Here is a 23,430-nt window from a genome sequence, read left to right on the forward strand (position 1 = left end):
GACGGCACTCCGGACCCTTGACTTTGCGGACACTGCGTGTCTGTAATAAGACGATGACGGGATCACTGCAGGGACGAGTCATCGCCATCACCGGTGGCGCACGGGGAATCGGCCTCGCGACGGCACGCGCGCTGGTCGCCGCCGGCGCCAGGGTGGCGATCGGGGACGTGGACGCGGACGCCCTCGCCGCCGGGGCCGAGTCCGCGCGGGTGCACCTGTACGGAGCACTGGACGTCACGGACCCGGCGTCCTTCGACGCCTTCCTCGACCGGGTCGAGCGTGAGCTGGGCCCCGTCGATGTCCTGGTCAACAACGCCGGAATCATGCCGGTCGGGGCTCTGACCGACGAGCCGGACGCGGTGGCGCGCCGGATCATGGACGTGAACGTGCACGGCGTCATCATCGGCACCAAGTCGGCGCTGCACCGCATGGTGCCGAGACGGCGCGGACACGTCGTCTCCATCGCCTCGATGGCGGGGGAGACGGTGGCACCAGGCCTGGCCACCTACTGCGCCAGCAAGTCTGCGGTCATCGCGTTCACCGAAGCCGCGAGGGTGGAGTACCGCTCCTCGGGCGTCGAGTTCTCCCTGGTCCTGCCGTGGTTCGTCAACACCGAACTCACGGCGGGAACGAGGGACGTGCCCTTCATGAAGAAGGCCGAACCCGAGGACATCGCGCAGGCGGTGGTCCGGCTCGTCGAGAAGCCGCGACCCAAGGTGCGCATCCCGGCCTCGGCCGGCGCCATCGTCGTCAGCCAGCGCTTCATGCCGCGCCGACTCGGTGAGTTCGTCAGTCGCCGTTTCGGATCCGAGCAGATCTTCCTCGGCGACGTGGACGCGGAACGGCGTCGCGCGTACGAGGACAGGGCGCGCGGGCAGTCGTCCGCTCCCGAGTCGACGCGCTAGCGACGAACGCTCGCCAGCACCGCCGCGACCAGTCCGTCGATGTACGTGTCGTCCGCGGTGACGGCGGACGGCGCCTCGGTCGCGTCGTGTGCGAACAATACTCGGCTCAGAACCGCGCCGGTGAGCATCTCGAGCAGCAGTGTGGTCCGCACGTGTTCCGGTAACTCGCCGCGGGACACGGCGCGGCGGACGATGTCCCGAGTGGCGACGAACCTGCTCGTGCTGATGGTGGCGGTCAGTGCCTCGAGCAGATCGGGATACACGCGGGCGTCGAGGGCCACGCGTACGGCGATGAGCCCCGAGGAGTCTCGATAGCCCCGCAGGAGTTGGCGAGCCAGCTCCGTGAGATCGCCTGTCAGGGTGCCGGTGTCGATGGGGTCGACGAGGGGGAGCACGGTCTCCAGGGCTCCGGTGAGGAGTGCCTCCTTGGTGGGCCACCGACGGTAGATCGCCGCGCGGCCGACGCCACCGCTCTTGGCGACGGCATCGATGGTGAATCCCGCCCACCCGGTGCGCCAGTACACGTCCACGACGGCGTCGTACACCCGCGATTCCATGTCGGGGTCACGTGGCCGCCCCCGCCGCGGCGTGCCGTCGGTCGACTCCATGACACCAGATTACAGACAACTGATGTCTGTAATAGGGTGATCCCATGTCACAGGAAGCAGACCGCATCCCGGTCGTCGTGGGCGTGGGTGATGTGGTGTCCGGCAGTGCCGGCGCTGCGGCCGACCCCGTGGAGCCCATGGAGCTCGTGCTGCGCGCGGTCCGTGCTGCGCTCGACGACAGCGGAACGTCCGCGCTCGGCGCTGCGGTGGACGCGATCCACGCCGTGCGCACGACGAGCTGGAACTACCACGATCTCCCGAACCTGATCGCCGCACGGCTGGGGGCGTCCGCGCCGACGCGGTCCACCAGCACCATCGGTGGTCACCACCCCGCGCGCCTGATGGACCGAGTGGGGCTCGACATCGCCGCTGGTCGCAACTCTGTGGCGCTCGTCGTCGGCGGCGAGACGCAGGCATCCGTGCGAGCACTGACGAAGGCCGGAACGGATCCCGCCGAGCTCGGCTGGACCGTCGCGCCGGGCGGTCCGCCGACCTTCGCACCGGACGACCTCGGCAGCGCCGAGATGCAGCGAGCGGGCATCCTGGCGCCCGTCCAGATCTATCCGCTGTTCGACCGCGCTCGGGCCGACCGTCTCGGTCTGCGACCCAGCGAGTCCCTGACGGCGTCGGCAGAGCTGTACTCGCGGTTCTCCGCTGTCGCGGCGCGGCATCCGGTCGCGTGGAGTCCGGTCGAGCGGTCGCCCGACGACATCGCCGGCGTGGACGCGTCGAATCGCGCGGTGTCCGACTGCTATCCCCTCGCCATGAACGCCATGCCGTTCGTCGACCAGGCCGCCGCGGTGCTGGTGTGTTCGCTGGCGGCAGCGCGCGCGGCCGGGGTGGACGAGGACCGCATCGTGTACCTGTGGGGTGGCGCCGGCGCGTTCGATGCACCGGACATCATGACTCGCAGCACCTTCGATCATTCACCGGCGCTGCGAGCGGCGGTGCGCACCACCCTCGGCGCGGCGGGTGTCGCGGGTTCCGATCTCACCTTCGTCGATGCCTACAGCTGCTTTCCCGTCGTGCCGCTCTTGTTGATGGACGAGCTGGAACTGTCGTCGGATGCCACTCCCACGGTCCTGGGCGGCCACTCGTTCTTCGGGGGGCCGCTCAGCAGCTACTCGTTGCACGCGGTCGCGGAATCGACTCGGCTGCTGCGCCAGTCCCGCGGCGGACGCGCGCCGACGATCGCGATGGTGCATGCGAACGGCGGCTACCTCACCCACCAGCACACCATCCTGTTGTCGACCGATCCGCACGAGGCCGGATACATCGGGAACCCCGATGCGGTGGCCGTGTCGGCGACAGCGGTACCCGTGACGCACGGCCACAGCGGTCGCGCGACCATCGAGACGGCGACCGTCATGTTCGGACGCGGCGGGAAACCGGAACAGGCGCTCGTCGTCGCCCGCACACCCGAGGGTGACCGCATCGCCGGTCGTACCGGTGCGGACGCCGCGGCGGCGCTTCATCGGGTGGTCACCGACGGCGACGTCTCACCGGTCGGCCTCACGATCGACGTGGTGGACGAGGGCGGGAACCTGGACATCACCCTCGACTCGATCACGGCGAACGGCAGGGGAGTACGGGCATGAGCGATCAGGACGTCGTTCTCACGGAACGGCGCGGACACGTGCTGCTGGTGACGTTGAACCGCCCCGCCGCGGCCAACAGCGTGAACGCAGAGGTGCACACCCTGCTGGGCGAGGCGTGGGAACTGGCGGACGGCGACGAGTCGATCCGTGCCGTCGTGCTCACGGCGGCGGGCTCCGGCACCTTCTGCGGCGGAGCCGATCTGAAGGCGCTCGGCACGCGGGGCCCCGACGGCGTGACGCCTCCGGAGACGGCACACTGGGGCTTCGCCGGTGTCACCAGGCACCCGATCTCCACGCCGATCGTCGTCGCGGTCACCGGTAACGCGCTCGGGGGTGGGACCGAGATCGCGCTGTCCGGTGATGTCGTGATCGCCTCCACCACTGCACGATTCGGGCTTCCCGAGGTGCATCGCGGGCTGATCGCGGGTGCAGGCGGACTCTTCCGGCTGGTCGACGCGATCCCGCGAGCGATCGCGATGGAACTGATCCTCACCGGTGAGCCCATGAGTGCGGACGACGCGGCGCGGTGGGGACTGGTCAATCGTGTGGTGGAACCGGACGCCGTTCTCGACACAGCCCTTCGGCTGGCCGAGACCATCGCGGCGGGAGCGCCTCTCGCCATCCGCGCCAGCAAGGTCATCGCCCGGGGCATCGTCGACGGGCGCATCCCGTCCGAAGCGTCCGCGTGGGAGGAGACCGACCGCGCGCTCGCGCAGCTGTCCACCTCCTCCGACACGGTCGAGGGGATCATGGCGTTCATGGAGAAGCGCGAACCCCGGTGGACGGGGCGCTGATCGGCGCACGGCGTCTCGTCGCCGCGACCGCGCTCGGGTCCGCTGCGGGTCTCGCGCTCGTGGTTCTGTTCACCATCGTGCCGCCGCCGTGGGATGCGCTCGTGAACACGAGTGCGCTGTGGGGCGTGGTGCCGTTCGCGGTGGCGGCCCGGTCCCCGCGCGGACGCGGTGCCGCACTCGGCGTCGCGTCGATGCTCGCGCTCGTCCTGGCGTGGATCCTGTTGTTCCCGAACGTGATCACTGCGCGGGAAGTGCTGGTATTCGTTCTGGTCGGACTCGGTGCGGGCGTGGTGTGTGGCGCAGCCGGTGCGGCTGTCGGGCATGGCCGCCGGGTGAGCGGGACGGTGGTCATGGCGGGGATCGTGCTCGGTGAGGCCGTGTACGGGCTCGTTGTGGTCGGCGGCCCGCACTGGTTCGTGGAAGCCGCGTTGGCGGGCGTCCTCGTGCTGGCGTGTTGCCGCACCGCGGCGACACGAATCCGTGCGGGACTCGGTGCCGCCGCGGTAGCGGGTGCGCTGTTCGGCGCCTACTGGGCCTACGACGCGGTGCTCACCACCTGAGAGGTGTCAGGCCTTCCACTCCGCGGTGCGTTCGGGGGTCGCCTGCGCGAGCGCATCGACCGTCGCGTCGACACCGAAGTCCTTGCCGTACACGGGTGTACCCGGCTGCTGGCGCCAGGAGTCGGCCAACGATCCGGCGTCGACGACGTCGAAGCCGATCTCGTCGATGACGGCGGACACGATCTTCTTGGCGTCGGCATCGTCGCCGGCGATCGGCAGCGCGATGCGGCCCTCGGTGCCGGCCGGGACGCCCTTGTTCAGGAGGTGCTTCCACCAGATTCCGTTGAATGCCTTCACGACCGGCTCGCCCAGCAGTTCCGAGACCCACACGCTCTCCGGTGTGCCGTCCTCGATCGCGTCGATCTTTCCGTCCCGCTGCTGCGGGTAGTAGTTGTTCGTCTCGATCACGGGAGCACCGGGCTTGCGGGCCGAGAGGATGCCGGACGCGAGGTCCGGCGTGTTCTTCTGCGGGATGCTGACGATGACGAGGTCCGCGTCGGTGGCGGCGTCCTTCGCCCAGACCGCAGTGGCGCCGGTCTCGGACGCCAGATCTGCGAGGGTCTCCGGATCCCGAGAGTTGGCGACGGCAACCTCGTGGCCCACGGCGCGCAGCCGTCGGGTCAGGGTTCCGCCGATGTCGCCTGCTCCGATGATGCCGATCTTCACGTGCTTCTCCTTCGGTCGTGCAACGAACGTCTCGTTCGGCCAACCCCGTCCGGGCGGGAATGATTCCCCCGTGGCGGCGGATCTTCAGCGCAGCGGCGGTCTCTCAGGGCGCGCCGAACCCGGCGTCGGCCAGCACCTTCCGTCCGTCGGGACCGGAGACGAAGTCGACGAAGGCGCTCGCGATGTCCGGTGCGCCGGAGTCGGCCAGTGCCGCGATGGGATAGGAGTTCACCGCGCCCGACGCCTCCGGGAACGGCACGGTGTCGACGGCGTCACCGGCGCCGGCCGCGTCGGTGACGTAGACCAGGCCGGCATCGGCCTGACCGGACGTGACCTTGCCCAGAACGTCCGTCACGGACGACTCCTCGCTGGCAGGGGTGAGGCTCACCCCCGCGGCCGTCTCGATCTTCTCGGTGGCGGCGCCGCACGGAACCTGCGGCGCGCACACGACGACCGTGGCCCCGGACGTCGCCAGGTCCGAGAACGAGCCGATCCCGGCGGGGTTGCCCGGCGGAGTGACGATGGTCAAGGTGTTGGTCGCGAACGTGACCGGGTCGCCGTCGATCAACTCGGCGTCTCGTGCCTTGTCCATGGTGATCGTGTCCGCCGAGGCGAGAACGTCCCCGGGCGCACCTTGCGACAACTGGGACACCAGATCGGACGACCCTGCGAACGTGAACGTCACGGTGGTACCCGGGCGGGTCTGCTCGAACTGCTCACCCAGCTCGGTGAACGACGCCTTCAGCGACGCGGCAGCGAACACGGTGATGCTGTCTCCGGCGGGTTCGGGCGAGGAGCAGCCGGTGAGCGACAGTGCCGCCACCACCGCGCACCCCAGCACTGCGGTTCTCGTCGTGACCATGTCGGCTCCTTTCGCCGCAGATGCGGTTTGAAAGAGACCATATAGGAGCATGCGCGCGCAGAAGGGTCAGGCGTCCTCGAATGCGGCGACCACGAGATGCTGCGTGCGTCGGCCGAGCGGAATCTCTGCGTCCGGGCGGCGGAGTGGGGCTGCATCGCCGTCGAACAGGGCGACGATGTCGTCGGTCGGTACCGAGGATCCGGCGTCGTCGAGGAACCTGAGGGCGACGATCGCGGTCGCGTGGACACGGCCGTCGACGTCGAAGATCTGTTCGAGGTAGGCGTTCTTCGCGTCGACGCCGAGGAAGCGGGTGGACACCGAGAACTTCGTCCCCAGGGTGAGGGAGCGAACGTACGTGATGGTCTGTGACGCGACGACGGGATGCCACCCGCGTCCGCGCAGGGCTCGCCACAGGCCACCGCGCACGAACATGTCGACTCGACCCGCGTCGAGAACGGACAGGTAGCGACCGTTGTTCATGTGCATCAGCACGTCCAGATCGGACGGCGCGACGCGGAACCACGTACGGGTCGGGTCGACCCGGACCGGCCCGCGTCCCGTGCGCCACGGCGCCATCTGTCGGAGCAGGCGGAGCGACATCAGCATGGCGTCACTATGACGGTTCCGTCACCCCGCGGAGTCGTCAGGGTTCGGTCGGCATGGACGTGAGGTGCGCGAGGAGCGGCGCAGCACGGGTGAGCAGGGCCGCATCCTCCGGCGACATGCCCGCGAGTCGGCGTCCGATCGCGTCGATCCACACGTCGTCGATCATCTCACCGTGTCGACGTGCCGTGGCGGTGGAATGCAGTCGACTCGACCGTCTGTCACCGGGATCGGTGTCCCGTGCGAGCAGTCCCTTGTCGATCAGACGTCGCACCGTCGTGCTGACGTTGCTGCTGTGCAGGCCCAGCATGCGAGCGACGTCCGAGACGGTGGACCCCTCGTGGTCCACCACCACACGCAGAACCTCGAGTTCGGAATGGGGGAGGGCGGGCAGACCGGACTGGCGTTCACCGAACCGACGCAGCGACCACACGAGTGCCCGCACCTCGCGGGCGATGTCGAACACATCGGACTCGCTCACTGGACTTCCGGACGCCATGACTGCCATTCTACTCATGTGAGTATGTATAAAGTTATATCTAACATGGAGGCCGTCCGATGAGCGTCGACACCCGTTCCGGTGACACCGTCGACTCGACCGCCGCGCGTCCGGTGTCGCCCGGCGTGATCGCGATGCTGGCGCTCCTGGCCGCCGTCGCGCCCCTGTCCATCGACATGTATCTGCCGGCATTCCCCCGCATGGCGGAGGAGTTCGGTGTCAGCGCCTCGGCGATCCAGCTGACGCTCACGACGTTCCTCGTCGGTCTCGCGATCGGCAACCTGGTGATCGGGCCGCTGTCCGACCGCTTCGGTCGACGCCCCTTGCTCCTCGTGGGCACTTTCGTGTCCATCATCGCGACCATCCTGTGCGCGTGGTCTCCGACGGTCGAGTGGCTCACCGTGTTCCGGTTCGTTCAGGGCTTCACCGGTGCCGCCGGCGTCGTTCTCTCCCGCGCCGTGATCAGTGACCGTGCACGCGGTGCGGCTGCGGCGAAGCTGTTCAGCCTGCTCGTCCTGGTGAACGGCGTCGCTCCCGTCATCGCCCCGCTGCTCGGCGGTGCCGTCATCGGTCTCACCGGGTGGCGTGGAGTCTTCTGGGTGCTCGCCGGTGTGTCCGTCCTGATGTTAGTGGGTGTGCTCGCCGTCCTGCCGGAGAGTCACCCCGCCGAGCTCCGCAGCACGGGCGGACTCTCCGCCATGATCGCCGACGCACGGGAGGTGCTGTCCAACAAACGATTCCTGGGCTATGGGGGTGCGTTCGCCTTCGGCTTCGGCGTCATGTTCGCCTACATCTCCGCATCGCCCTTCGTGCTGCAGGAGGTGCACGGGCTCTCGACGACGTGGTACTCCATTGCCTTCACGGCCAACGCACTCGGCATCGTCGTCGCCAGTGGCGCCAACGCCAAGCTGGTCGATCGCGTTCGTCCGGAGGCGCTGTTGCGCATCGGTCTCGTCGCGATGGTCGCCTTCTCGGCGCTGCTCGTCGTCGACGCGGTGGTCGGGCCCTACCTGTGGGCGACCCTCGTACTTCTGTGGTTCGCCGTCGCCAGCTTGGGTCTGGTGATCGCCAACGCGACGACTCTCGCACTGGGAGAGGCGCGCCGGGCCGCGGGCACGGGATCGGCCGTCATGGGTGCGGCCCAGTTCGGCCTCGCCGCGGTCATCTCGCCGCTGGTGGGACTCGGCGGCGAAGGCACCGCGGTGCCCATGGCCGTCACCATGCTCGTCAGCGCGATCATCGGCCTCGGAGGCGTGATATTCGGAACCCGCTCCGCCGCAGAGTAATCGGTCACCGAGGCACAGTGAGGACGAAGGCGGTGCCGTCGTACACGACGTCACCGCCGTGGGCCCGCGCATAGGTTCGGGCGATGGTGAGGCCGAGTCCCGATCCTTCCGAGGTGCGAGCGCTGTCGAGTCGCACCATCCGGTCGAAGATCCGCTCGCGATCTCGAGTGCCGATGCCCGGTCCTTCGTCGGACACCCGGATCGTCGCGGTGGCACCGGCGTCACGCACGTCGACGGTGACGACGCCCTCCGGTGGCCCGTGACGCAGTGCGTTGTCGCTGAGGTTGGCCAGGATTCGGGCGATACGTGCCGCGTCGACCGGTGCGACCACGCTCTCGCCGGTCACCACGACGGTCGAGTCCGGTGCGAGCAGCCGCGCCCGGTCGGCGTCGGCACGGGCCAGAGCGAGAAGATCGTGGTCGCTCCTGTCCAGCTCCACGTCGTCGTCGGTGCGCGCCGACATCAACAGATCGTCGATCAGCCGGGACGCACGACGTGATTCACGAATCATGGACGCCAGCAGTCGTTCCCGCACCTCGCGCTCGGTGTCGACGCCGCCCCGCAGCAGCGTCTCGGCGGCGGCGGAGATCCCCGCGACCGGCGTTCTCAGGTCGTGAGCAGCATCGTCGACGAACTGCCGTGTGCGATCGGCGGTGGCACGCTCGCGCGCCTCGGCTCCTTCGAGCTCGTCGAGCATTTCGTCGAATGCCGTTGCGGTCTTCCCGAGCTCGGTGTCCGACCGGGTGGGAGCGAGCCGATCACCGCGGTTACCCCGAGTGATCGAGCGGGCCAGTGCCGTCATGCTGCGCAACGGTCGGAGCGATGCGCCGACGACCACCGCCATGAGCAGTGCCGCCACCGCCGACGCGACGAGCACCAGCGGAATCAGCACCACGAGCAACTGCCGCTGCACGGCGTCGATCGAGGACGTGTCGACGGCGACCGTGAGAACCGATCCATCGGTCAGGGTCGTCGTCGAGACCCGCGTCGGCCTCGTCTCCTCAGGGCCCGGTGGGGGTCCCGGCGGGGGACCGTCTCCCGGCGTCGTCGGAGGGCGTAGTGCGGGCGGCGGTGTCGTCGCTCGGAGCGCGAGGTCGCCGACGACACGGCCGTCCGTCGTCACCAGTTGCGCCGCCACGTTCTCTCCCTGTGTGGCGGAGACGATCTCGGTGGGATCGGCACCGTTGTCCAGCAGTTGCTGCGCGGTGGCGGTGCGGCCGGCGAGGCTGTCTCCCGCGGAGGCCTCGAGCTGGCGTTGCAGCAACACCGTCGTCGCCACGACGATGCCGACGAGCAGGACGAGCACCACCGACATCACCGACACCAGCAACCGCAGTCGCAGAGATCCGGTGCGGAGACCGCGACGGGGTGGGGTCGTCATGTCGTCGGACTCACGGTGTCGGCGGCCAACACGTAGCCGATGCCGCGCCGGGTGTGGAGGATGCGGGGGCCGAACTCCTCGAGCTTGCGTCGCAGCGCGCTGATGTGGACCTCGACGAGGTTCTCGTCGTATGCGTCGTACCCCCATACCTGAGTCAGGATCTGGGTCTTGGACACCGTTCGCCCGCGCTGAGCGGCGAGGTAGGACAACAGCTTCCACTCCGTGGCCGTCAGGTTGAGGGCGTTGCCGCCCCGACTGGCGTCACCCGATTCGGTGTCCACCGACACGTCTCCGCACTCGATCGAGGTGGCGACCGCGCCGTGCCGACGGAGTACGGCGGTGACGCGGGCGAGGAGCTCCGCCATCGCGAACGGCTTCACCAGGTAGTCGTCTGCACCGGCAGTGAGCCCGGTGACGCGGTCGGACACCGAATCGCGCGCCGTCAGCATCAACACCGCCGCATCGCTGCTGCCGCGCGCGACCCGCAGGAGCTCGAGGCCGTCTCGGCCGGGAAGCATGATGTCCAGGACCACGAGGTGGGGTCGATGGTTCGCGAGTGCGGCTTCGAACGCGGAACCGTCCGCGTCGGACCGGACGTCGGCACCCAGGTCCGCGATCGCGGTGGACACGGACAGGCGCAACGTCTCGTTGTCCTCGATCACGAGGATTCTCGGGGTCGCTGCGGGTCGCCGTTCGGTCACGACACCACTATGCGGGTCCCGAGCTGAAGACTTGCTGAAGACGAGGCTTTGATCGCCGCGACTTCAGGCAGGCTTCAGGTCCACGATCGAGTGTCGACCTCACGAACGGCGCCGCCCGGTGCCGACGAGAGATGAGGACGACAATGTCGACAAGAGTCATGCGTGTCAGGACAGGCCGACTGATCGCCGGAGCAGTGCTCGCCGGTGGGCTGCTGCTGGGAGCGGTGGGAACCGCGTCCGCCGACGGCCCGGGCGAGGCGCCGCCGGTCTCCGAGAGCGCGACGCCCGGCGCCTCGGCGCCCGCGACTCCGGCACCCGACGCTGCGGCACCCGACGCCGGTGCGACGTGCGCGACGCCTCCGGCTCCGCCCGAGGGTGCGCCGACTCCTCCCGAGGGTGCTCCGACCCCGCCTGCTGCGGGCGAGGGCACACCGACCCCGCCTGAGGGTGCCCCGACCCCGCCTGAGGGTGCCCCGACCCCGTCTGAGGGCGCTCCCACTCCGCCTGCTGCGGGTGAGGATGCTCCGACTCCTCCCGAGGGTGCTCCCACTCCGCCTGCTGCGGGTGAGGATGCTCCGACCCCGTCCGCGGATGCCCCGACCCCGCCCGAGGGCGCACCGACCCCGCCTGAGGGTGCACCGGCTGCCCCCGAGGGCGCGCCGGCTCCGCCTGCGCCCGGTTGCGGTCCTGACGGTGGCCCGGCAGGCCCCGGCCATGGTGGTCCGGCCGGTCACGGGCCTGCAGGTAAGGGCCCGGGCGCAGCTCCGGGCGCGCCGGCACCCGAGGGTGCTCCCGCATCGGCCGAGTGCGAGGCTCCCACACCCTGATCGTCTCGCGTGGTGTCGGCACGGGTTGCCGGCACCACGCGCACGGGTTCCAGCGCCGTGCACCCCGTTCAGTCGGCTGGAGTGGGTGTTCACCTGCAGCAAGGGGTGCGCATCGCCCTGTGCCCAACCCGTTCGCCCGAATCGTGGACTTCCGCCACCGCTCTGCGGGGGGTGACCGTCCACGATCGCCGCCGTCCTTCGACCCGCACGGGTTCCAGCGCCGTGCACCCCGTTCAGTCGGCTGGAGTGGGTGTTCACCTGCAGCAAGGGGTGCGCATCGCCCACCCCACCGACCCCCCGACCGGCAGCACCCCGCCCACCCCACCGTGAGCCATCGAACAGTACGTCCTCTCACTATCAGCGTACGATGGAACCGTGACCACCACCGACCCCCTCGCGCTCGACCGTCAGGTGTGTTTCGCCCTGGCCGTCACCAACCGCGCGGTGCTCTCGGTATACCGGCCGATACTGGAACCGCTCGGACTGACGCACCCGCAGTACCTCGTCATGCTCGCCCTCTGGGAGCGGGCACCGATGTCGGCGGGGGAGATCGCGTCGGCGCTGCAACTCGAACCCGCCTCGTTGACGCCGCTGCTCAAGCGGCTCGACGCCGACGGTCTGCTGACCCGACGCCGGAGCGACAGCGACGAGCGCAGACTGGTGATCGACCTGACCGAGAAAGGGCGACAGCTGCGAGGTTCGGCGGAGTCCATACCGGGCACTGTCATCGAATCTCTGGGTGTCGACGTGAGCGAGCTCGAACAACTTCACGCGGTGCTCACCCGGATCAACACCGCGGCCATCGCAGCCGGTGCACTGTCGACCGAGCGGAGGAACGCACAATGAGCAGGACTCGCCCGGGGCCGCTGCAGTGGATCGGCTATTCGTTCGGTCGCACGTTGCCCCTGTCCATGCAGGCCTGGGTGCGTGAGGACCTGATCGGTGATCGTGCGGTTCCGCGTCATCTGCTGCGCAGCATGGTGCCGTTCCTCCCCATCTTCGCGGCGTTCTTGCTGTTTCCCGGTGAGTTGTGGCTGCGCGGCGCGATGATCCTGCTGGCGGTACTGCTCGCGCTGTTCTACGCCGCCGCGTACATGGAACCCAACCGTCGCCGTCGTCTCAAGGCGCATGGGTTGTCGCCGGACCTGCAGAACCCGAAGAAGGTCGCGCGGGACGAGGCGGAACGCCGCGCCTACGAGCGCTGGCACCCCAACCGCTGACACCCGCTGTGGCCCTGCGGGCCGTCGCCGACGAGAGTGGGTGCCGTGCGACTGTGGCCGACCGGACTGCGCGACGGCAGTGACCCTGATCCGAGATTCACGCTCGCGAACGAGCGGACGTTCCTGGCGTGGATCAGGACGTCGCTCGGCCTCGTGGCCACGGCCGCGGCACTCGAGGCGTTCGGCGGGGATCTGCTGCCTCCGTGGCTGAGAACCACCCTCGTGCTGGGGCTGCTCGCCCTCGCGGCGGTGCTGGCCGTCGGGTCGTTCGTGCGCTGGGTCCGTATCGAGACGGCCATGCGCCGACGGGCCTCACTCCCTCTCCCCGCTGCGGCGGCGCTGCTCGCGGGTGGTCTGGTGATCGCCGTGGTGGCGTTCGCGGTGGGGCTGTACCTGTGACGGAGGCGCCCGGCCTGCAGGCCGAGCGCACCACGCTCGCCCGAGTCCGGACGGCTCTGACGATCGCGGTCACGGCGCTGATCGTGGCTCGTGCGGTGCGGGATCATCCGTCGTTGGTGGCACTCGCAGTGCTGTGTGCCGTGCTCCCGGTGACGACCGTCGCGTTCTCGACGAGGGCCCATTCCCGACTGATCGACGGGATGAACCGGGGAGTCCTTCCCGGTGCCGTGGGCAGGCTGCTCGTCCTCCCCGTCGTCGTCGTCCTGCTGGCAGTGATCACGGCCCTGGGCCTGTAGTTCGCAGAGCGACCATCGGATGACTCGACGACGCGGTCCGGGGTACTCCCCGCCGGTGACGAGACGATCGAGATGCTGACCGCAGCCCTGTACGGCATCGGCACGGCTCTTCCTCTGGTGATCGGTGCGGCGATCGGGCTGCGGTGGACGCTGCCGAAGCGAGTGTTGGCCGCGCTCATGGCCTTCGGTGCCGGAACGATGATCGCCGCTGTGTCGTCGGAGCTGTTCGAGCCGGCGTTCCGGCAGGCCGGCATCCTCGTCGCGGGCGCGGCGCTGTTGCTGGGCGCCGGTGTGTACGTCGTGGCGAACCATCTGATCGAGAACAAGCTCGGGCCCGCAGCGATCGGGTGGGCCTTGATGCTCGGCACGATCCTCGACGGTGTCCCGGAGAACACCGCGCTGGGTGTCTCCCTGACGTCCGGTGGCGGGCTGGTGCTGCTGGTGGCGGTCGCGGTGGGCAACGTTCCGGAGGCTGTCGGTGGTGCGTCGCTGATGCGGGACCGGCACGACTTCTCCGCGGCTCGGGCGATGAGCCTGTGGACGGCCACGGCGGTCGTGCTCGTGGTGGTCACCGTCCTGGGCTACCAGTTGTCCGACGCCGTCCCGGACGTCGGCATCTCGACGGTCCAGGCGTTCGCGGGCGGTGCCACCCTCGCCGTGCTCGCGGACTCCCTGATGCCCGAGGCCTACAAGGACGGCGGATGGTGGGTGGGCATGTCCACCGCACTCGGCTTCCTCGTAGCGTTCGCACTCGGTGGATAGCTGTGACCGGGATCACTTTTTACGGACGTGCGCTTTTGGCGCCGAGCCTCGACTCACCTTTCAGAACGCGATGGTCACCCGCCGTCGCTCCGAACGAAAGGTTTCATCATGGGAATCGTCGACAAGGCAAAGAACGCAGCGGAAGACGCCATCGGCAAGGCGAAGGAAGTTGTCGGTGACGCCACCAACAACAAGGACCTCGAGGCCGAGGGCAAGAAGGACCAGGGTTCGGCCGGCGTGAAGAAGGTCGGCGAGAACGTCAAGGACACCTTCAAGTAAGACTGCACCACTCCACACCCGGGCGGCGCCGGACCCTGAGCGGGTCCATCGCCGCCCGTGGTGTGTCCGGACACTGTCGGGTTCGCCGCTCACCTGGCTCGAACCGACCGACCGGACATGTTTCTTCCGCGGGTCCGCGGACCATCACTCCATCGAGCATCCGCTCACTCGATCGCCGGCCAGGACCGGCGACATCGCGAAAGGCGCCACCATGACCGACACCACCACCCACGCACACACCGGACGTCGCCGCGCAGGAGGCTTCGTCTCGAAGCTGTCTCTTCTGATCGCTCTGCTCCTCACGATCGCATTGGTGATCTTCATCCTGCAGAACACCGTGCACACGACCATCAACTTCATCGGGTGGAACTTCGATCTGGCCCAGGGTGTCGCACTCCTGGGTGCCGCCGTCGTCGGTGCCGTCATCGCCTGGACGATCTCGGGCGCGATCCGGGTGCGTCGCGCCGTCAAGTAGCGCGTCACCGCGGCGATCTGACACCCTCCCGTAGGAGTTGTTCGATCGCCGCAGCGGGCATCGGGCGCGCCGGATGGAAGCCCTGCGCGAGGCGACCGCCACACGCGCGATACGCCTCGGCCTGCTCGGTGGTCTCGATGCCTTCACCCACTCCGAAGGCAGTGCCCAGCAATACGATCGCCGCCATTGCTGCTGTGACCGCTTCCCGGATCGCCGAGTGCCAACGTCACCTCCATCGCGTGCAGCGCGTCGAGAGTGGTGGCCACGCGGGCGTTCTCCTTCACCCACACCGTCTCTGTGATCTCGAGTCCGAGACGTTCCGGCGGTAGTCCGGCTTGTCGAGCGGGCGCAGACGACCACCGTGCCCGAGGACAACGCGAGGCCGGGGGAGGACCGCGACCCGATGCCGAACATCTCGGGCCGCTCGCTCACCCCGCTGTAGGCAACGACGCGCAACGCAGTGCGGGCGTCGTCGAGGCGCGCGATCGACTCGCACTCGGACGCGACCGTTCAGAGCGGAGAGCGACATCATCTCGGGCGCGTTCTCGAACACGCCGATCAGGAACGCGGGGTCGGGGCCGTCGAGCACCTCCTGAACGGTAAACGACCGACGTCTATGGCCCGATTCACTCGGGAATCCAGAGAACGCCGGCCGACACCACTTGTTCGTCAGATAGCTGCTGCCGTCACCGGCAGCGCGACGTCACTCCCCGCGAGGAGGGAGCTTCGCCTCGACGCCGCCACCGTTGTGCTCGGGGCCCGAGTCGGGGTGACCCGCCGGCACGCGGTTGCGGAAACGAGCCGCCTCGCTGGGCTTCGACGAGGAACCGCCGACGCGCTCGCCGCGGTACGGTCCGGGCTTCGGGGCCATCTTTCCGCCGGGGAAGGCGAGCCGAATGATGGTGCGCTGCACCGATCCCCACTGCTTCATCAACGGGCCCGAGTTGTACGGAAGCTGGTAGCGCTCGCAGATGTCCTTGATCTTCGGCGCGACTTCCTTGTACCGGGTGCTGGGCATGTCCGGGTACAGGTGGTGCTCGACCTGGTAACTGAGGTTGCCGCTCATCAGGTGGAACAGCGACGAACCCTCGATGTTGGCCGCGCCGACGAGCTGACGGACGTACCAGCCGCCGCGGGTCTCGTTCTCGGTCTCTTCCTTGCTGAACGTGTACGCCTGGTCCGGGAAGTGACCGCAGAAGATGATGCCGTGCGACCACAGGTTGCGGATGATGTTGGCGACGAAGTCCGCCGTCACCGTGGCGACGAAGGTGCGTTCGATACCGGCACCGTGCTTGTCCAGAACCTTGGCCACGGAGTTGGTCGCCTTCGACGAGCTCAGCGAGCGCAACCGCGCACCCAGCTTTGACTTGCCGGCACCCGAGACGCGTCCGCCCGACACGACCTGCACCGCGCCGTAGGCGAGCGCACTGACCGCGGGCCAGCCGATGTAGTCCTTGACGATCTGACGGCGCGCCTTGGTCCCGATGCCGCGCAGATCGGTGAGCAGGTCCTTCATGGGCTTCTCGCCCTTGCGGATGGCCTCGATGTCGAGGTCGTGGAGCGCGACGCCCCACTCGAAGAAAGCCATCAGCAGCAGGTTGTAGAACGGCTGCGCGAGGTAGACGGGCGACCACGGCTGGTTCGGGTCGATCCGCATGATCTCGTAGCCGAGATCCTTGTCCTTGCCGCGGATGTTGGTGTACGTGTGATGCACGTAGTTGTGCGAGTGCTTCCAGGCCTCCGCGGTGGACGCGGTGTCCCAGTCCCACACCGACGAGTGGATGTCCGGATCGTTCATCCAGTCCCACTGGCCGTGCATGACGTTGTGGCCGATCTCCATGTTCTCGAGGATCTTGGCCACACCCAGGCATGCCGTTCCGGCCACCCAGGCGGTGCGGCTCTTGGAGCCGAAGAGGATCACGCGCCCCGCGACAGCGAGCTGGCGCTGCGCCGCGATGACCGTGGTGATGTAGTTGCGATCGCGCTCACCGAGGTCGGCGTAGACCTCGTCGTGAATGGCGTCGAATTCCTTGGCAAGCTGTTCGATGGTCTCTTCGCTGAGATGTGCGAGCGGACTCTCGATGGACACTTCGGTCTTTTTCCCGGTGTCGATACTCATGACGAACCCTCCCTGTTACTGCATGTGAATCGGTCTCGTCAGAGATCGATTTCGATGTCTCCCTCGGCGGTGTTCACGCAGATGCGTACCGCCTGCCCCGTAGGCTCGGAGATTTCCCCATTACGTAGATCTCTCAAACGTCCCTTCTTGAGGGTTCCGGTGCAGGTGTGGCAGATGCCGATCCTGCAACCGAACTTGAGATCCAGCCCCGCTTCCTCCCCGGCCGCGAGAATGGGTGTGCCTCCGTCGCATTCGACGTCGGTGTCGCTACGGATGAAGCGGACAGTGCCGCCCTCTCCTTCTTCGTCACCGCCACCGATGACGGGTTGGAAACTTTCGTAGTGGAATTTCTCCGGGTCACCCTCGGATTTCCAGTAGTCGCGCAGATCGTCCAACAGGTCGCCGGGACCGGAGCAGAATGCCTCGCGCTCGCGCCAGTCCGGGCACAATTCGTCCAGATCGGTGGCTTTCATCCGGCCTCGCTCCTCGGTCACCCGAAGGTCGAGACGCAGCGACGAGTGCTTGCGATCGAGGCGCTCGAGGGTCTCGGAGAACATCGTCTGGTCACGGCTGTGCACGGAGTGGATGACCACGACGTCGTGCATGGCGTCGAGGTGGTCGAGTTCGCGCAACATGCTCATGATCGGCGTGATGCCACTGCCCGCGCTGATGTAGAGCAGTTTGGTGGGCACGGGATCGGGGAGCGTGAAGACTCCCTCGATCTCGCTCAGTCGCACGATGTCGCCCGGCTTGATCCCCTGCACCAGGTACGGGGACACGGTGCCCTCGGGGACCAGCTTGGGGCTGACGGAGATCAGGCCGTGGTCGCCGTGCGGGTCGGAGGTGATCGAGTAGGCGCGCCAGTGATAGCGGCCGTCGATGACCACGCCGAGTCGGAGGTACTGGCCGGGCTGGTGCCCGCCCCAGTCGTATCCCGGCCTGATGAACACCGACACCGCGTCGGTGCCCTCCTTCTCGACCCGCTCGACCTTCCCGCGGAGCTCCTGGGTGGTCCACAACGGATTGATCATCTCGAAGTAGTCGTCCGGCCTCAGCGGGTTCGACAGATGTTTGAATGCCTTGAGCATGGTTCGGCGGAGTACCGATACCTGGGGTCGTGCGCCGCGTTCTGCCACAGGTCACACGCTATCGCCACGGCGCTGATCCGCGACCGTAAACGGACGATTGTGGACAGAAACGAGTCCGTTTCGCTTCCGTCGTCGCGGTGGACGAAGATTCGTGTCCGAGGTTTGGATATGAGCGTCCTGGTAGCTGCCCGACGGGCGGCGGACGTGCGACGACGAGGGGTGAACTGTGCCGATCGTGGACAACGCCGTGTATGTGCACGGGGCGCGTACCGACGAGCCGGAGAGTCTGGATCGTACGTACGAGCTCTTGCGGGCGTGCGGTGGCATGGCGTGGATCGGCCTGTATCGTCCTGACAAGACCGAGATCGACTCGGTGGCAACCGAATTCGGGTTGCATCGGCTGGCGGTGGAGGATGCCGTCGCGGCGCACCAGCGGCCCAAGCTCGAACGCTACGGCGATCAGCTGTTCGTCGTCCTGCACCCCGCGCGCTACATCGACGAGACCGAGAAGGTGGAGTTCGGCGAGCTCCACGTGTTCTGCGGTCCCGATTTCGTCGTCACCATCCGTCATGCCGAGTCGCCCGACCTGGGAGTGGTCCGCAAACGGCTCGAGGGTGCGCCGAAGCTGCTCGAACTGGGAACCGAGGCCGTGCTCTACGCGATCCTCGATCAGGTGGTCGACGAGTACGAACCGGTCGTCGCCGGTCTGGAGAACGACATCGACGAGATCGACGACCAGCTGTTCACCGGCGACCCCGACGTCTCCCGTCGCATCTACGAACTCTCCCGCGAGGTGATCGAGTTCCAGCGCGCGACCCACCCGCTCGTGTCGATGATCGAGGCCCTCGGACGCGGATCGGAGAAGTACAACGTGGACATCGAACTGCGGCGCAACCTGCGCGACGTGCTCGACCACGCGATCCGCATCACGGAGCGCGTCGACTCGTTCCGCGCCAACCTGCAGAACGCCCTGTCGGTGCACACAACCCTGGTGGGCCAGCGGCAGAACGACGAGATGCGTGCGATGACCCAGGTGAGTCTGGAACAGAACGAGCAGGTCAAGCGGATCTCGTCCTGGGGCGCCATCCTCTTCGCCCCGACACTCATCGCCGGCATCTACGGCATGAACTTCGAGCACATGCCGGAGCTGAGCTGGACGTTCGGCTATCCCGGAGCCGTCGGCGCGATGCTGCTCGCGTCGTGCGCGCTGTACTTCGTGTTCCGGAAACAGAAGTGGCTCTGACCGGTCAGTTCTGCGTACGGAGCGCCGCTCGATCGGGCGACAGGTCTGCCGCGACGACGCCGCGACCGGTGACGTCGGCCGGCAGCTCCTCGCCGCGGACCAGCGCCGCGCCGACACGCGCCAGTGCCGCGCACGTCTGAATGCCGTACCCGCCCTGACCCGCGCACCAGAAGAAGCCCTCCACGCTCGGGTCGAACCCCACCACCGGTGTGCGATCGGCGACGAAGGAGCGCAGACCGGCCCACGACGACCGGACACGGCGGCTCGTCACCACGGTCGCCTCCGCGATCTCGTCCAGGGCGCGGGCGATCTCGAGATCGTCGGGCTTCGCGTCTCCGGGCGGGCACGGTGTCTCGTCGGCCGGGGAACAGAGCAGACGGACACCCTCCGGCTTGATGTAGAACGACTCGTCCATGTCGCTGATCAGCGGGTGGTGGGTGTCGGCGATTTCGGGCGGCGAGTCCATCACGGCGATGGTGCGTCGTCGGGGCTGCAGGCCGATCCTCCGTACGCCTGCGAGGTCGGCCAGATCGTCCGCCCAGGCGCCCGCCGCGTTCACCACCACCGGGGCGACGAGAGTGTCACCGGTCGAGAGACCGACCCGCCACTGCTCGCCGACGCGGTCGATCGCGACGACCCGTGCCCCGGTACGAACAGTGCATCCGCGTCGGCGTGCTCCACGGAGGAAGCCCTGGTGCAGCGCGTCGACGTCCATGTCGAGTGCGCCCGGTTCGACGATCGCCGCCTCGACTGCCGCAGGCTGGAGGAGCGGCGCCCGGTCCACCGCCTCGGCGGTCTCGAGCAGGCGAGCATCGGGAGACAGTGTCCGCAGAGTCGTGAACATCTCCGCGAGAGCGTCGCCTCGGCCCGGACGTGCGAACTGCACGAAGGGGCGCGGAGTCATGACCGTTCCGCGCACCATGTCCGGCGGATCCACGAGGAAGGCCCTGCTCGCCGTCGTCAGGCCGCGGATGACGTGGTTGCCGTAGGTCTCGAGGAACATCGCGGCCGACCGCCCGGTCGAGTGCATCGCGAGGGTCGATTCGCCTTCGAGGAGACACACGGTCCGATCGGACGAGAGTTCGTAGGCGATCGAGACCCCCGCGATCCCGCCGCCGATCACCAGGACGTCGAGGGCACGAGAGGCGACATCGGTGGTCATGGCGGTCGAGGGTAGGCGGCCGTGTGGGAATCGGGCATCAGGGGTATCCGCTTCTGCGCGCAGCGTGCGCGCACACTCGAACATCGGAGCCGTCATGAACACAGCTGTCTGGATCGTCATCGCGGTCGTGGTGGTGTTGTTGCTCGTCGCCGTCGGCGTCGCACTGTCGAAGAAGGCGAAGCAGAAGCGCGTCGAGCAGGCCGGTGAGATCCGGGAGCGGGCCGCCGAGCGCAGCGCGGAGGTGGAGCGGTCCGAGGCATTGGCCCAGAAGTCGGACGCGGAAGCACGCCGCGCGAAGGCCGAGGCCGACGCCGCCGCAGCCGAGGCAAAGATGGCGCAGCAGCGTGCGCAGGAGCACCAGGGCACTGCCGCCACCGGGCGTGACGAACTGGACCGTGAGTGGGAGCGGGCGAACAAGCTGGACCCGACCGTCCACGACGACGGCACCCCGCGTCGCCAGGACGCGAACGCGGCACAGCAGAACCAGAATCCCGCGGACCGCCACGTCACGGACCGGAACGTCACGGACCGGAACGTCACGGACCGCACCACCGGTCTCGGACACTCCGATGCGCCGGTCGTCGGCCCGCACGACACTCCGGGACGCCACGAGCGCTGATGTCAGGCGCCGGGGCGCACCGCCTCGGTGACCCGCACCGCGGCCACGGCTGGATCCTCGTGCTCCCAGATGCGCACGACGGTCCAGCCGGCCTCGTCCAGTCGGCGATCCGTGTCGCGATCCCGAGCGACGTTGGCGGCCAACTTGTCCGCCCACCACTGAGCGTTGTTGCGGGGGTGAGTGGCATGCACCGGGCAGCTGTGCCAGAAACACCCGTCGACGTACACCGCGACTCGGCGACGCGGGAACACCACGTCGGCCCGTCGTCGCATGCCCTTCAGCGGCGGCTTGTCGACGAAATACCGAAGTCCCGCCCGGTGCAGTTCCTTCCGCAGGGCCACCTCGGGCTTGGTGTCGCGCCGTTTCTGCTTCTTGAACCGGGCACTCGTCGCGGCATCCGTTGGCGGCGTCGCCCGAGCGTCGGGCGTCATTCGTCGTCGTCGATCTCGGACCAGCTGGGCGCGAACCTGTTGCGCCGCTCCACTTCTGAGTGCACCACCTCGGCGAATTCCTCGAACGAGAGCGTGGTGCGATCCGACGGACGGCCGTTGCGCGGCGGCGCCTCGTCGACGTCGAAGAAGCGCACCTCGCCCCGGTACGGGCCGTCCGGCTCGTAGAGACCGATGAACACCTTCTCGAACAGGTCGTAGCGCGTGTCCTCGGCCCCGAGGTCCACCCAGGCCCGGCCCGGCATGCCGACGACGGGGCGCTTGCCGCGGCCCGACCGCTTGGACAGCGTCGTGACGTGGTGCGCGAAGGAACTTTTGCCGATGTCGCTGCTCTTCGCGGGATCGCCGTCCTCGCACGTCGACCAGGGCTCGAACATCACGGCGACGAGCACGCTGTAGGGCTGACGCTGGTGCAGCACCATCGCCTCACCTCGCAACTCGTGGTCGTTGCGCACGATGTTCTTCGTCCAGCGGCCGAGCCGGCCGGACGTGGGGCTGTAGTCCTGGAAGCTGTAGGTCTTGACGGACACGCACAGTATGAGTCCGAGCGTGGGATCGAGTGCCTTGACGTCGAGCCGCTTGCGTCCCTTCGCGACGTCCACCTGCGCCTCCTGGCCCAGCCCGTGCGCGTCGGGCGTGATGGACGGGTACCGAGGCCTCAACGCATCGGCGACCACCTGCGCGAGGTTGTTGGACAGGCGCTGCGCATAGTTCTTCTTCTCCCCGCGATCGGCGTCGGGCGCAGGACGGTCGCCGGCGAAGTCGAGTGCGAACGTCAACGGGAACATCAGGCCACGCGGACGGGTTCGGGGACGACGGGAACGTCGGTCATCCGGTGCAGGTGCGACTCGACGGTGTCGAGGAAGCCGGGCGCGAAGCGCAGCCGACCCGAGCGTGCGCGCTTGAGGAACCCGGCAGTGGCCCTGGCGGACAACAGCTTCGACTCGTCCAGGAATCCGCTCAGATCCTCGTACGGTTGCTGGACCGGCCAGGTGCTCGCGGGGACCCGGAACGCGCGCCGGTCACAGCCCCATGCGGCCGACGGCCAGCTCTGGCCGGGTACGAGCTCGGTGTCGGAACCCTCGTCGTAGGGAGTGCGGGTGGCCAACTGCTCACCGACCCAGGTCGCCATGCGCACGCTCACGGCGTTGCCGACCAGCTTCCACCGGTGGCCGGCGCGGACACCCGGAGACTCGACGGCGGGGGCCGTCCAGCCGGCGTCGAAACCCTGGAGCCGTTCGGCGTCCGAGATGCCCGGGGTGACCAGCTCACCGGCCGGGAGCCGGACGGCCGGGGGACTGGCGATGCCGAGAGTCGACCCGCCCTTGAGCGTGGGCACCGCGTTGATCGCCCAGCCCAGGCCGCGGACCCCCTCGGTCCAGTAGAAGCCGCACGGGAGGACGTCGGCGTCGCCGGCCTCGGGGATGCCGGCGTCGGGTCCGAAGAGCACCTCGCGCGGGTCGTCCGTACGCGAGGCGAGCATGACGACGCGCTGACGCCGCTGGGGCAGGCCGAACGAGCGGGCGTCGACGACGCGATACGCCCACATGTACCCGAGATCCTCGAGCGCGTGCGTGATGTGCCGCATCGCCGCGCCGCGGCCGAGCTGCAGCATGAAGGGCACGTTCTCGATCAGCAGCCACCGTGGACCACGCTTGCGGGCGACGAGTCGGAAGACCTCGTCGACCAGGCCCGACCGCGCGCCCGTGATGCCGGCCGTGCGCCCGGCCTGTGAGAGGTCCTGGCACGGGAAACCGGCCGCGACCAGCTCTGTTCCAGCGGGGAGCGCCCGCAGCGTCGCGACGTCGGAGTGCAGCGGAACGCCGGGGAAGCGCGAGCGCAGCACCGCCCCCGCGCCGGCGTCGATCTCGCAGAGCGCAGTGGTGGACCACCCGCTGCGCGCCAGGCCCAGTTCCAGACCGCCGATGCCGGCGAACAGGCCGACCATGGCACCCTGGCTGGACACGCGTACCCCCACTCACCGTCGTGTGCGACGCCGGCTCCGGACGCCGACGTCGATCTCGAGTGA

At 68.4% G+C, this 23,430-nt stretch carries 27 protein-coding genes and 1 pseudogene; 14 read left to right on the forward strand and 14 right to left on the reverse strand.

Annotated elements, in window-relative coordinates; translation table 11 throughout:
* Positions 1 to 53 precede the first annotated feature (53 nt).
* A complete protein-coding gene (locus JOE30_RS04630; protein WP_204869576.1) occupies positions 54 to 905 on the forward strand; it encodes an SDR family oxidoreductase in 852 nt (283 codons plus the stop codon).
* Here JOE30_RS04630 and JOE30_RS04635 read toward each other — a convergent pair.
* Entirely contained in the window at positions 902 to 1,513 is a 612-nt protein-coding gene (locus tag JOE30_RS04635) for a TetR/AcrR family transcriptional regulator (RefSeq protein WP_204869577.1), read from the reverse strand. The genes JOE30_RS04630 and JOE30_RS04635 overlap by 4 nt on opposite strands.
* 44 nt (positions 1,514 to 1,557) lie before the next feature.
* On the opposite strand from JOE30_RS04635, the gene JOE30_RS04640 reads away from it, so the two are divergent.
* Genes JOE30_RS04640 through JOE30_RS04650 form a run of 3 tightly spaced genes read left to right on the forward strand, consistent with a single transcriptional unit; the run spans position 1,558 to position 4,465 of the window.
* Positions 1,558 to 3,111, forward strand: coding sequence for an acetyl-CoA acetyltransferase (locus tag JOE30_RS04640; protein WP_204869578.1), 1,554 nt, complete (start codon positions 1,558 to 1,560; stop codon positions 3,109 to 3,111).
* Complete coding sequence (locus tag JOE30_RS04645) at positions 3,108 to 3,905, forward strand: enoyl-CoA hydratase-related protein (protein ID WP_204869579.1); 798 nt, start codon at positions 3,108 to 3,110, stop codon at positions 3,903 to 3,905. Before JOE30_RS04640 ends, JOE30_RS04645 begins: the two co-directional genes overlap by 4 nt.
* Positions 3,890 to 4,465, forward strand: coding sequence for a DUF6518 family protein (locus JOE30_RS04650; protein WP_204869580.1), 576 nt, complete (start codon positions 3,890 to 3,892; stop codon positions 4,463 to 4,465). The genes JOE30_RS04645 and JOE30_RS04650 overlap by 16 nt, the downstream gene beginning before the upstream one ends.
* Before the next feature lie 6 nt (positions 4,466 to 4,471).
* Here the strand turns inward: JOE30_RS04650 and JOE30_RS04655 are convergent.
* The 4 genes and pseudogenes from JOE30_RS04655 to JOE30_RS04670 form a co-directional block, all read right to left on the reverse strand.
* Positions 4,472 to 5,137, reverse strand: a pseudogene (locus JOE30_RS04655) (NADPH-dependent F420 reductase); the annotation flags it as partial.
* A gap of 97 nt (positions 5,138 to 5,234) precedes the next feature.
* On the reverse strand, positions 5,235 to 5,993 hold the full coding sequence (gene modA / locus JOE30_RS04660) for a molybdate ABC transporter substrate-binding protein (protein WP_204869581.1): 759 nt from the start codon (positions 5,991 to 5,993) through the stop codon (positions 5,235 to 5,237).
* Between the two features lie 66 nt (positions 5,994 to 6,059).
* The gene (locus JOE30_RS04665) at positions 6,060 to 6,599 is read right to left on the reverse strand and encodes a thioesterase family protein (protein WP_204869582.1); all 540 of its coding nucleotides are present in this window, start codon (positions 6,597 to 6,599) and stop codon (positions 6,060 to 6,062) included.
* A 37-nt stretch (positions 6,600 to 6,636) separates the two neighbouring features.
* Positions 6,637 to 7,095, reverse strand: a complete 459-nt coding sequence (locus tag JOE30_RS04670; protein WP_245217935.1) for a MarR family winged helix-turn-helix transcriptional regulator — start codon at positions 7,093 to 7,095, stop codon at positions 6,637 to 6,639.
* A gap of 59 nt (positions 7,096 to 7,154) precedes the next feature.
* Here JOE30_RS04670 and JOE30_RS04675 point away from each other — a divergent pair, with 59 nt between their 5' ends.
* Complete coding sequence (locus JOE30_RS04675; protein ID WP_204869584.1) at positions 7,155 to 8,381, forward strand: multidrug effflux MFS transporter; 1,227 nt, start codon at positions 7,155 to 7,157, stop codon at positions 8,379 to 8,381.
* Positions 8,382 to 8,385: 4 nt separating this feature from the next.
* Here JOE30_RS04675 and JOE30_RS04680 read toward each other — a convergent pair whose 3' ends face one another.
* Both JOE30_RS04680 and JOE30_RS21620 read right to left on the reverse strand, forming a co-directional pair.
* Positions 8,386 to 9,762, reverse strand: a complete 1,377-nt coding sequence (locus tag JOE30_RS04680; RefSeq protein ID WP_204869585.1) for an ATP-binding protein — start codon at positions 9,760 to 9,762, stop codon at positions 8,386 to 8,388.
* Positions 9,759 to 10,463, reverse strand: a complete 705-nt coding sequence (locus tag JOE30_RS21620) for a response regulator transcription factor (RefSeq protein WP_307806064.1) — start codon at positions 10,461 to 10,463, stop codon at positions 9,759 to 9,761. Before JOE30_RS21620 ends, JOE30_RS04680 begins: the two co-directional genes overlap by 4 nt.
* A 1,202-nt stretch (positions 10,464 to 11,665) precedes the next feature.
* Between JOE30_RS21620 and JOE30_RS04690 the strand changes: the two genes are divergently transcribed.
* The 7 genes from JOE30_RS04690 (at position 11,666) to JOE30_RS04720 (ending at position 14,721) form a co-directional block, all read left to right on the forward strand.
* On the forward strand, positions 11,666 to 12,136 hold the full coding sequence (locus JOE30_RS04690) for a MarR family transcriptional regulator (RefSeq protein ID WP_204869586.1): 471 nt from the start codon (positions 11,666 to 11,668) through the stop codon (positions 12,134 to 12,136).
* Complete coding sequence (locus JOE30_RS04695; RefSeq protein WP_204869587.1) at positions 12,133 to 12,510, forward strand: DUF5313 family protein; 378 nt, start codon at positions 12,133 to 12,135, stop codon at positions 12,508 to 12,510. The genes JOE30_RS04690 and JOE30_RS04695 overlap by 4 nt, the downstream gene beginning before the upstream one ends.
* Positions 12,511 to 12,555: 45 nt before the next feature.
* Positions 12,556 to 12,909: a DUF202 domain-containing protein gene (locus JOE30_RS04700; RefSeq protein ID WP_307806065.1), complete on the forward strand. Its 354-nt coding sequence runs from the start codon at positions 12,556 to 12,558 to the stop codon at positions 12,907 to 12,909.
* Complete coding sequence (locus tag JOE30_RS04705) at positions 12,906 to 13,205, forward strand: DUF202 domain-containing protein (RefSeq protein ID WP_204869589.1); 300 nt, start codon at positions 12,906 to 12,908, stop codon at positions 13,203 to 13,205. The genes JOE30_RS04700 and JOE30_RS04705 overlap by 4 nt, the downstream gene beginning before the upstream one ends.
* A gap of 72 nt (positions 13,206 to 13,277) precedes the next feature.
* Positions 13,278 to 13,967 carry a ZIP family metal transporter gene (locus tag JOE30_RS04710; protein WP_204869590.1) on the forward strand — a complete coding sequence of 230 codons (690 nt, stop codon included), beginning with the start codon at positions 13,278 to 13,280 and terminating at the stop codon, positions 13,965 to 13,967.
* Between the two features lie 108 nt (positions 13,968 to 14,075).
* The gene (locus tag JOE30_RS04715) at positions 14,076 to 14,246 is read left to right on the forward strand and encodes a CsbD family protein (RefSeq protein ID WP_027506598.1); all 171 of its coding nucleotides are present in this window, start codon (positions 14,076 to 14,078) and stop codon (positions 14,244 to 14,246) included.
* 211 nt (positions 14,247 to 14,457) lie between these two features.
* Positions 14,458 to 14,721 carry a lipopolysaccharide assembly protein LapA domain-containing protein gene (locus tag JOE30_RS04720; RefSeq protein ID WP_204869591.1) on the forward strand — a complete coding sequence of 88 codons (264 nt, stop codon included), beginning with the start codon at positions 14,458 to 14,460 and terminating at the stop codon, positions 14,719 to 14,721.
* Between the two features lie 4 nt (positions 14,722 to 14,725).
* Here the strand turns inward: JOE30_RS04720 and JOE30_RS04725 are convergent, their stop codons facing one another.
* The 3 genes from JOE30_RS04725 to JOE30_RS04740 all read right to left on the reverse strand — a co-directional run bounded on the left by JOE30_RS04725 (position 14,726) and on the right by JOE30_RS04740 (position 17,976).
* Positions 14,726 to 14,908: a hypothetical protein gene (locus JOE30_RS04725; RefSeq protein ID WP_204869592.1), complete on the reverse strand. Its 183-nt coding sequence runs from the start codon at positions 14,906 to 14,908 to the stop codon at positions 14,726 to 14,728.
* Between the two features lie 516 nt (positions 14,909 to 15,424).
* Positions 15,425 to 16,840, reverse strand: a complete 1,416-nt coding sequence (locus JOE30_RS04735) for an acyl-CoA desaturase (RefSeq protein WP_037186465.1) — start codon at positions 16,838 to 16,840, stop codon at positions 15,425 to 15,427.
* Between the two features lie 38 nt (positions 16,841 to 16,878).
* On the reverse strand, positions 16,879 to 17,976 hold the full coding sequence (locus JOE30_RS04740; RefSeq protein ID WP_204869593.1) for a ferredoxin reductase: 1,098 nt from the start codon (positions 17,974 to 17,976) through the stop codon (positions 16,879 to 16,881).
* Between the two features lie 178 nt (positions 17,977 to 18,154).
* Here JOE30_RS04740 and JOE30_RS04745 point away from each other — a divergent pair, with 178 nt between their 5' ends.
* Positions 18,155 to 19,171 (forward strand): magnesium and cobalt transport protein CorA, encoded by a 1,017-nt coding sequence (locus JOE30_RS04745; protein WP_204869594.1) that lies wholly within the window; start codon positions 18,155 to 18,157, stop codon positions 19,169 to 19,171.
* A gap of 4 nt (positions 19,172 to 19,175) precedes the next feature.
* On the opposite strand, the gene JOE30_RS04750 is transcribed toward JOE30_RS04745, so the two are convergent.
* The gene (locus JOE30_RS04750; protein WP_204869595.1) at positions 19,176 to 20,333 is read right to left on the reverse strand and encodes an FAD-binding oxidoreductase; all 1,158 of its coding nucleotides are present in this window, start codon (positions 20,331 to 20,333) and stop codon (positions 19,176 to 19,178) included.
* 94 nt (positions 20,334 to 20,427) lie between these two features.
* Here JOE30_RS04750 and JOE30_RS04755 point away from each other — a divergent pair, with 94 nt between their 5' ends.
* A complete protein-coding gene (locus JOE30_RS04755) occupies positions 20,428 to 20,952 on the forward strand; it encodes a hypothetical protein (RefSeq protein ID WP_204869596.1) in 525 nt (174 codons plus the stop codon).
* Positions 20,953 to 20,954: 2 nt separating this feature from the next.
* Here the strand turns inward: JOE30_RS04755 and JOE30_RS04760 are convergent, their stop codons facing one another.
* The 3 genes from JOE30_RS04760 to JOE30_RS04770 are packed head-to-tail and all read right to left on the reverse strand — an operon-like array spanning position 20,955 to position 23,349.
* Complete coding sequence (locus JOE30_RS04760; RefSeq protein WP_204869597.1) at positions 20,955 to 21,383, reverse strand: very short patch repair endonuclease; 429 nt, start codon at positions 21,381 to 21,383, stop codon at positions 20,955 to 20,957.
* A complete protein-coding gene (locus tag JOE30_RS04765; RefSeq protein WP_204869598.1) occupies positions 21,380 to 22,189 on the reverse strand; it encodes a hypothetical protein in 810 nt (269 codons plus the stop codon). Before JOE30_RS04765 ends, JOE30_RS04760 begins: the two co-directional genes overlap by 4 nt.
* Positions 22,189 to 23,349, reverse strand: a complete 1,161-nt coding sequence (locus tag JOE30_RS04770) for a DNA cytosine methyltransferase (protein WP_204870776.1) — start codon at positions 23,347 to 23,349, stop codon at positions 22,189 to 22,191. Before JOE30_RS04770 ends, JOE30_RS04765 begins: the two co-directional genes overlap by 1 nt.
* Positions 23,350 to 23,430: the final 81 nt, after the last annotated feature.

Source organism: Rhodococcus sp. PvP016 (genome assembly GCF_017832185.1).
GTDB lineage: Bacteria > Actinomycetota > Actinomycetes > Mycobacteriales > Mycobacteriaceae > Rhodococcoides.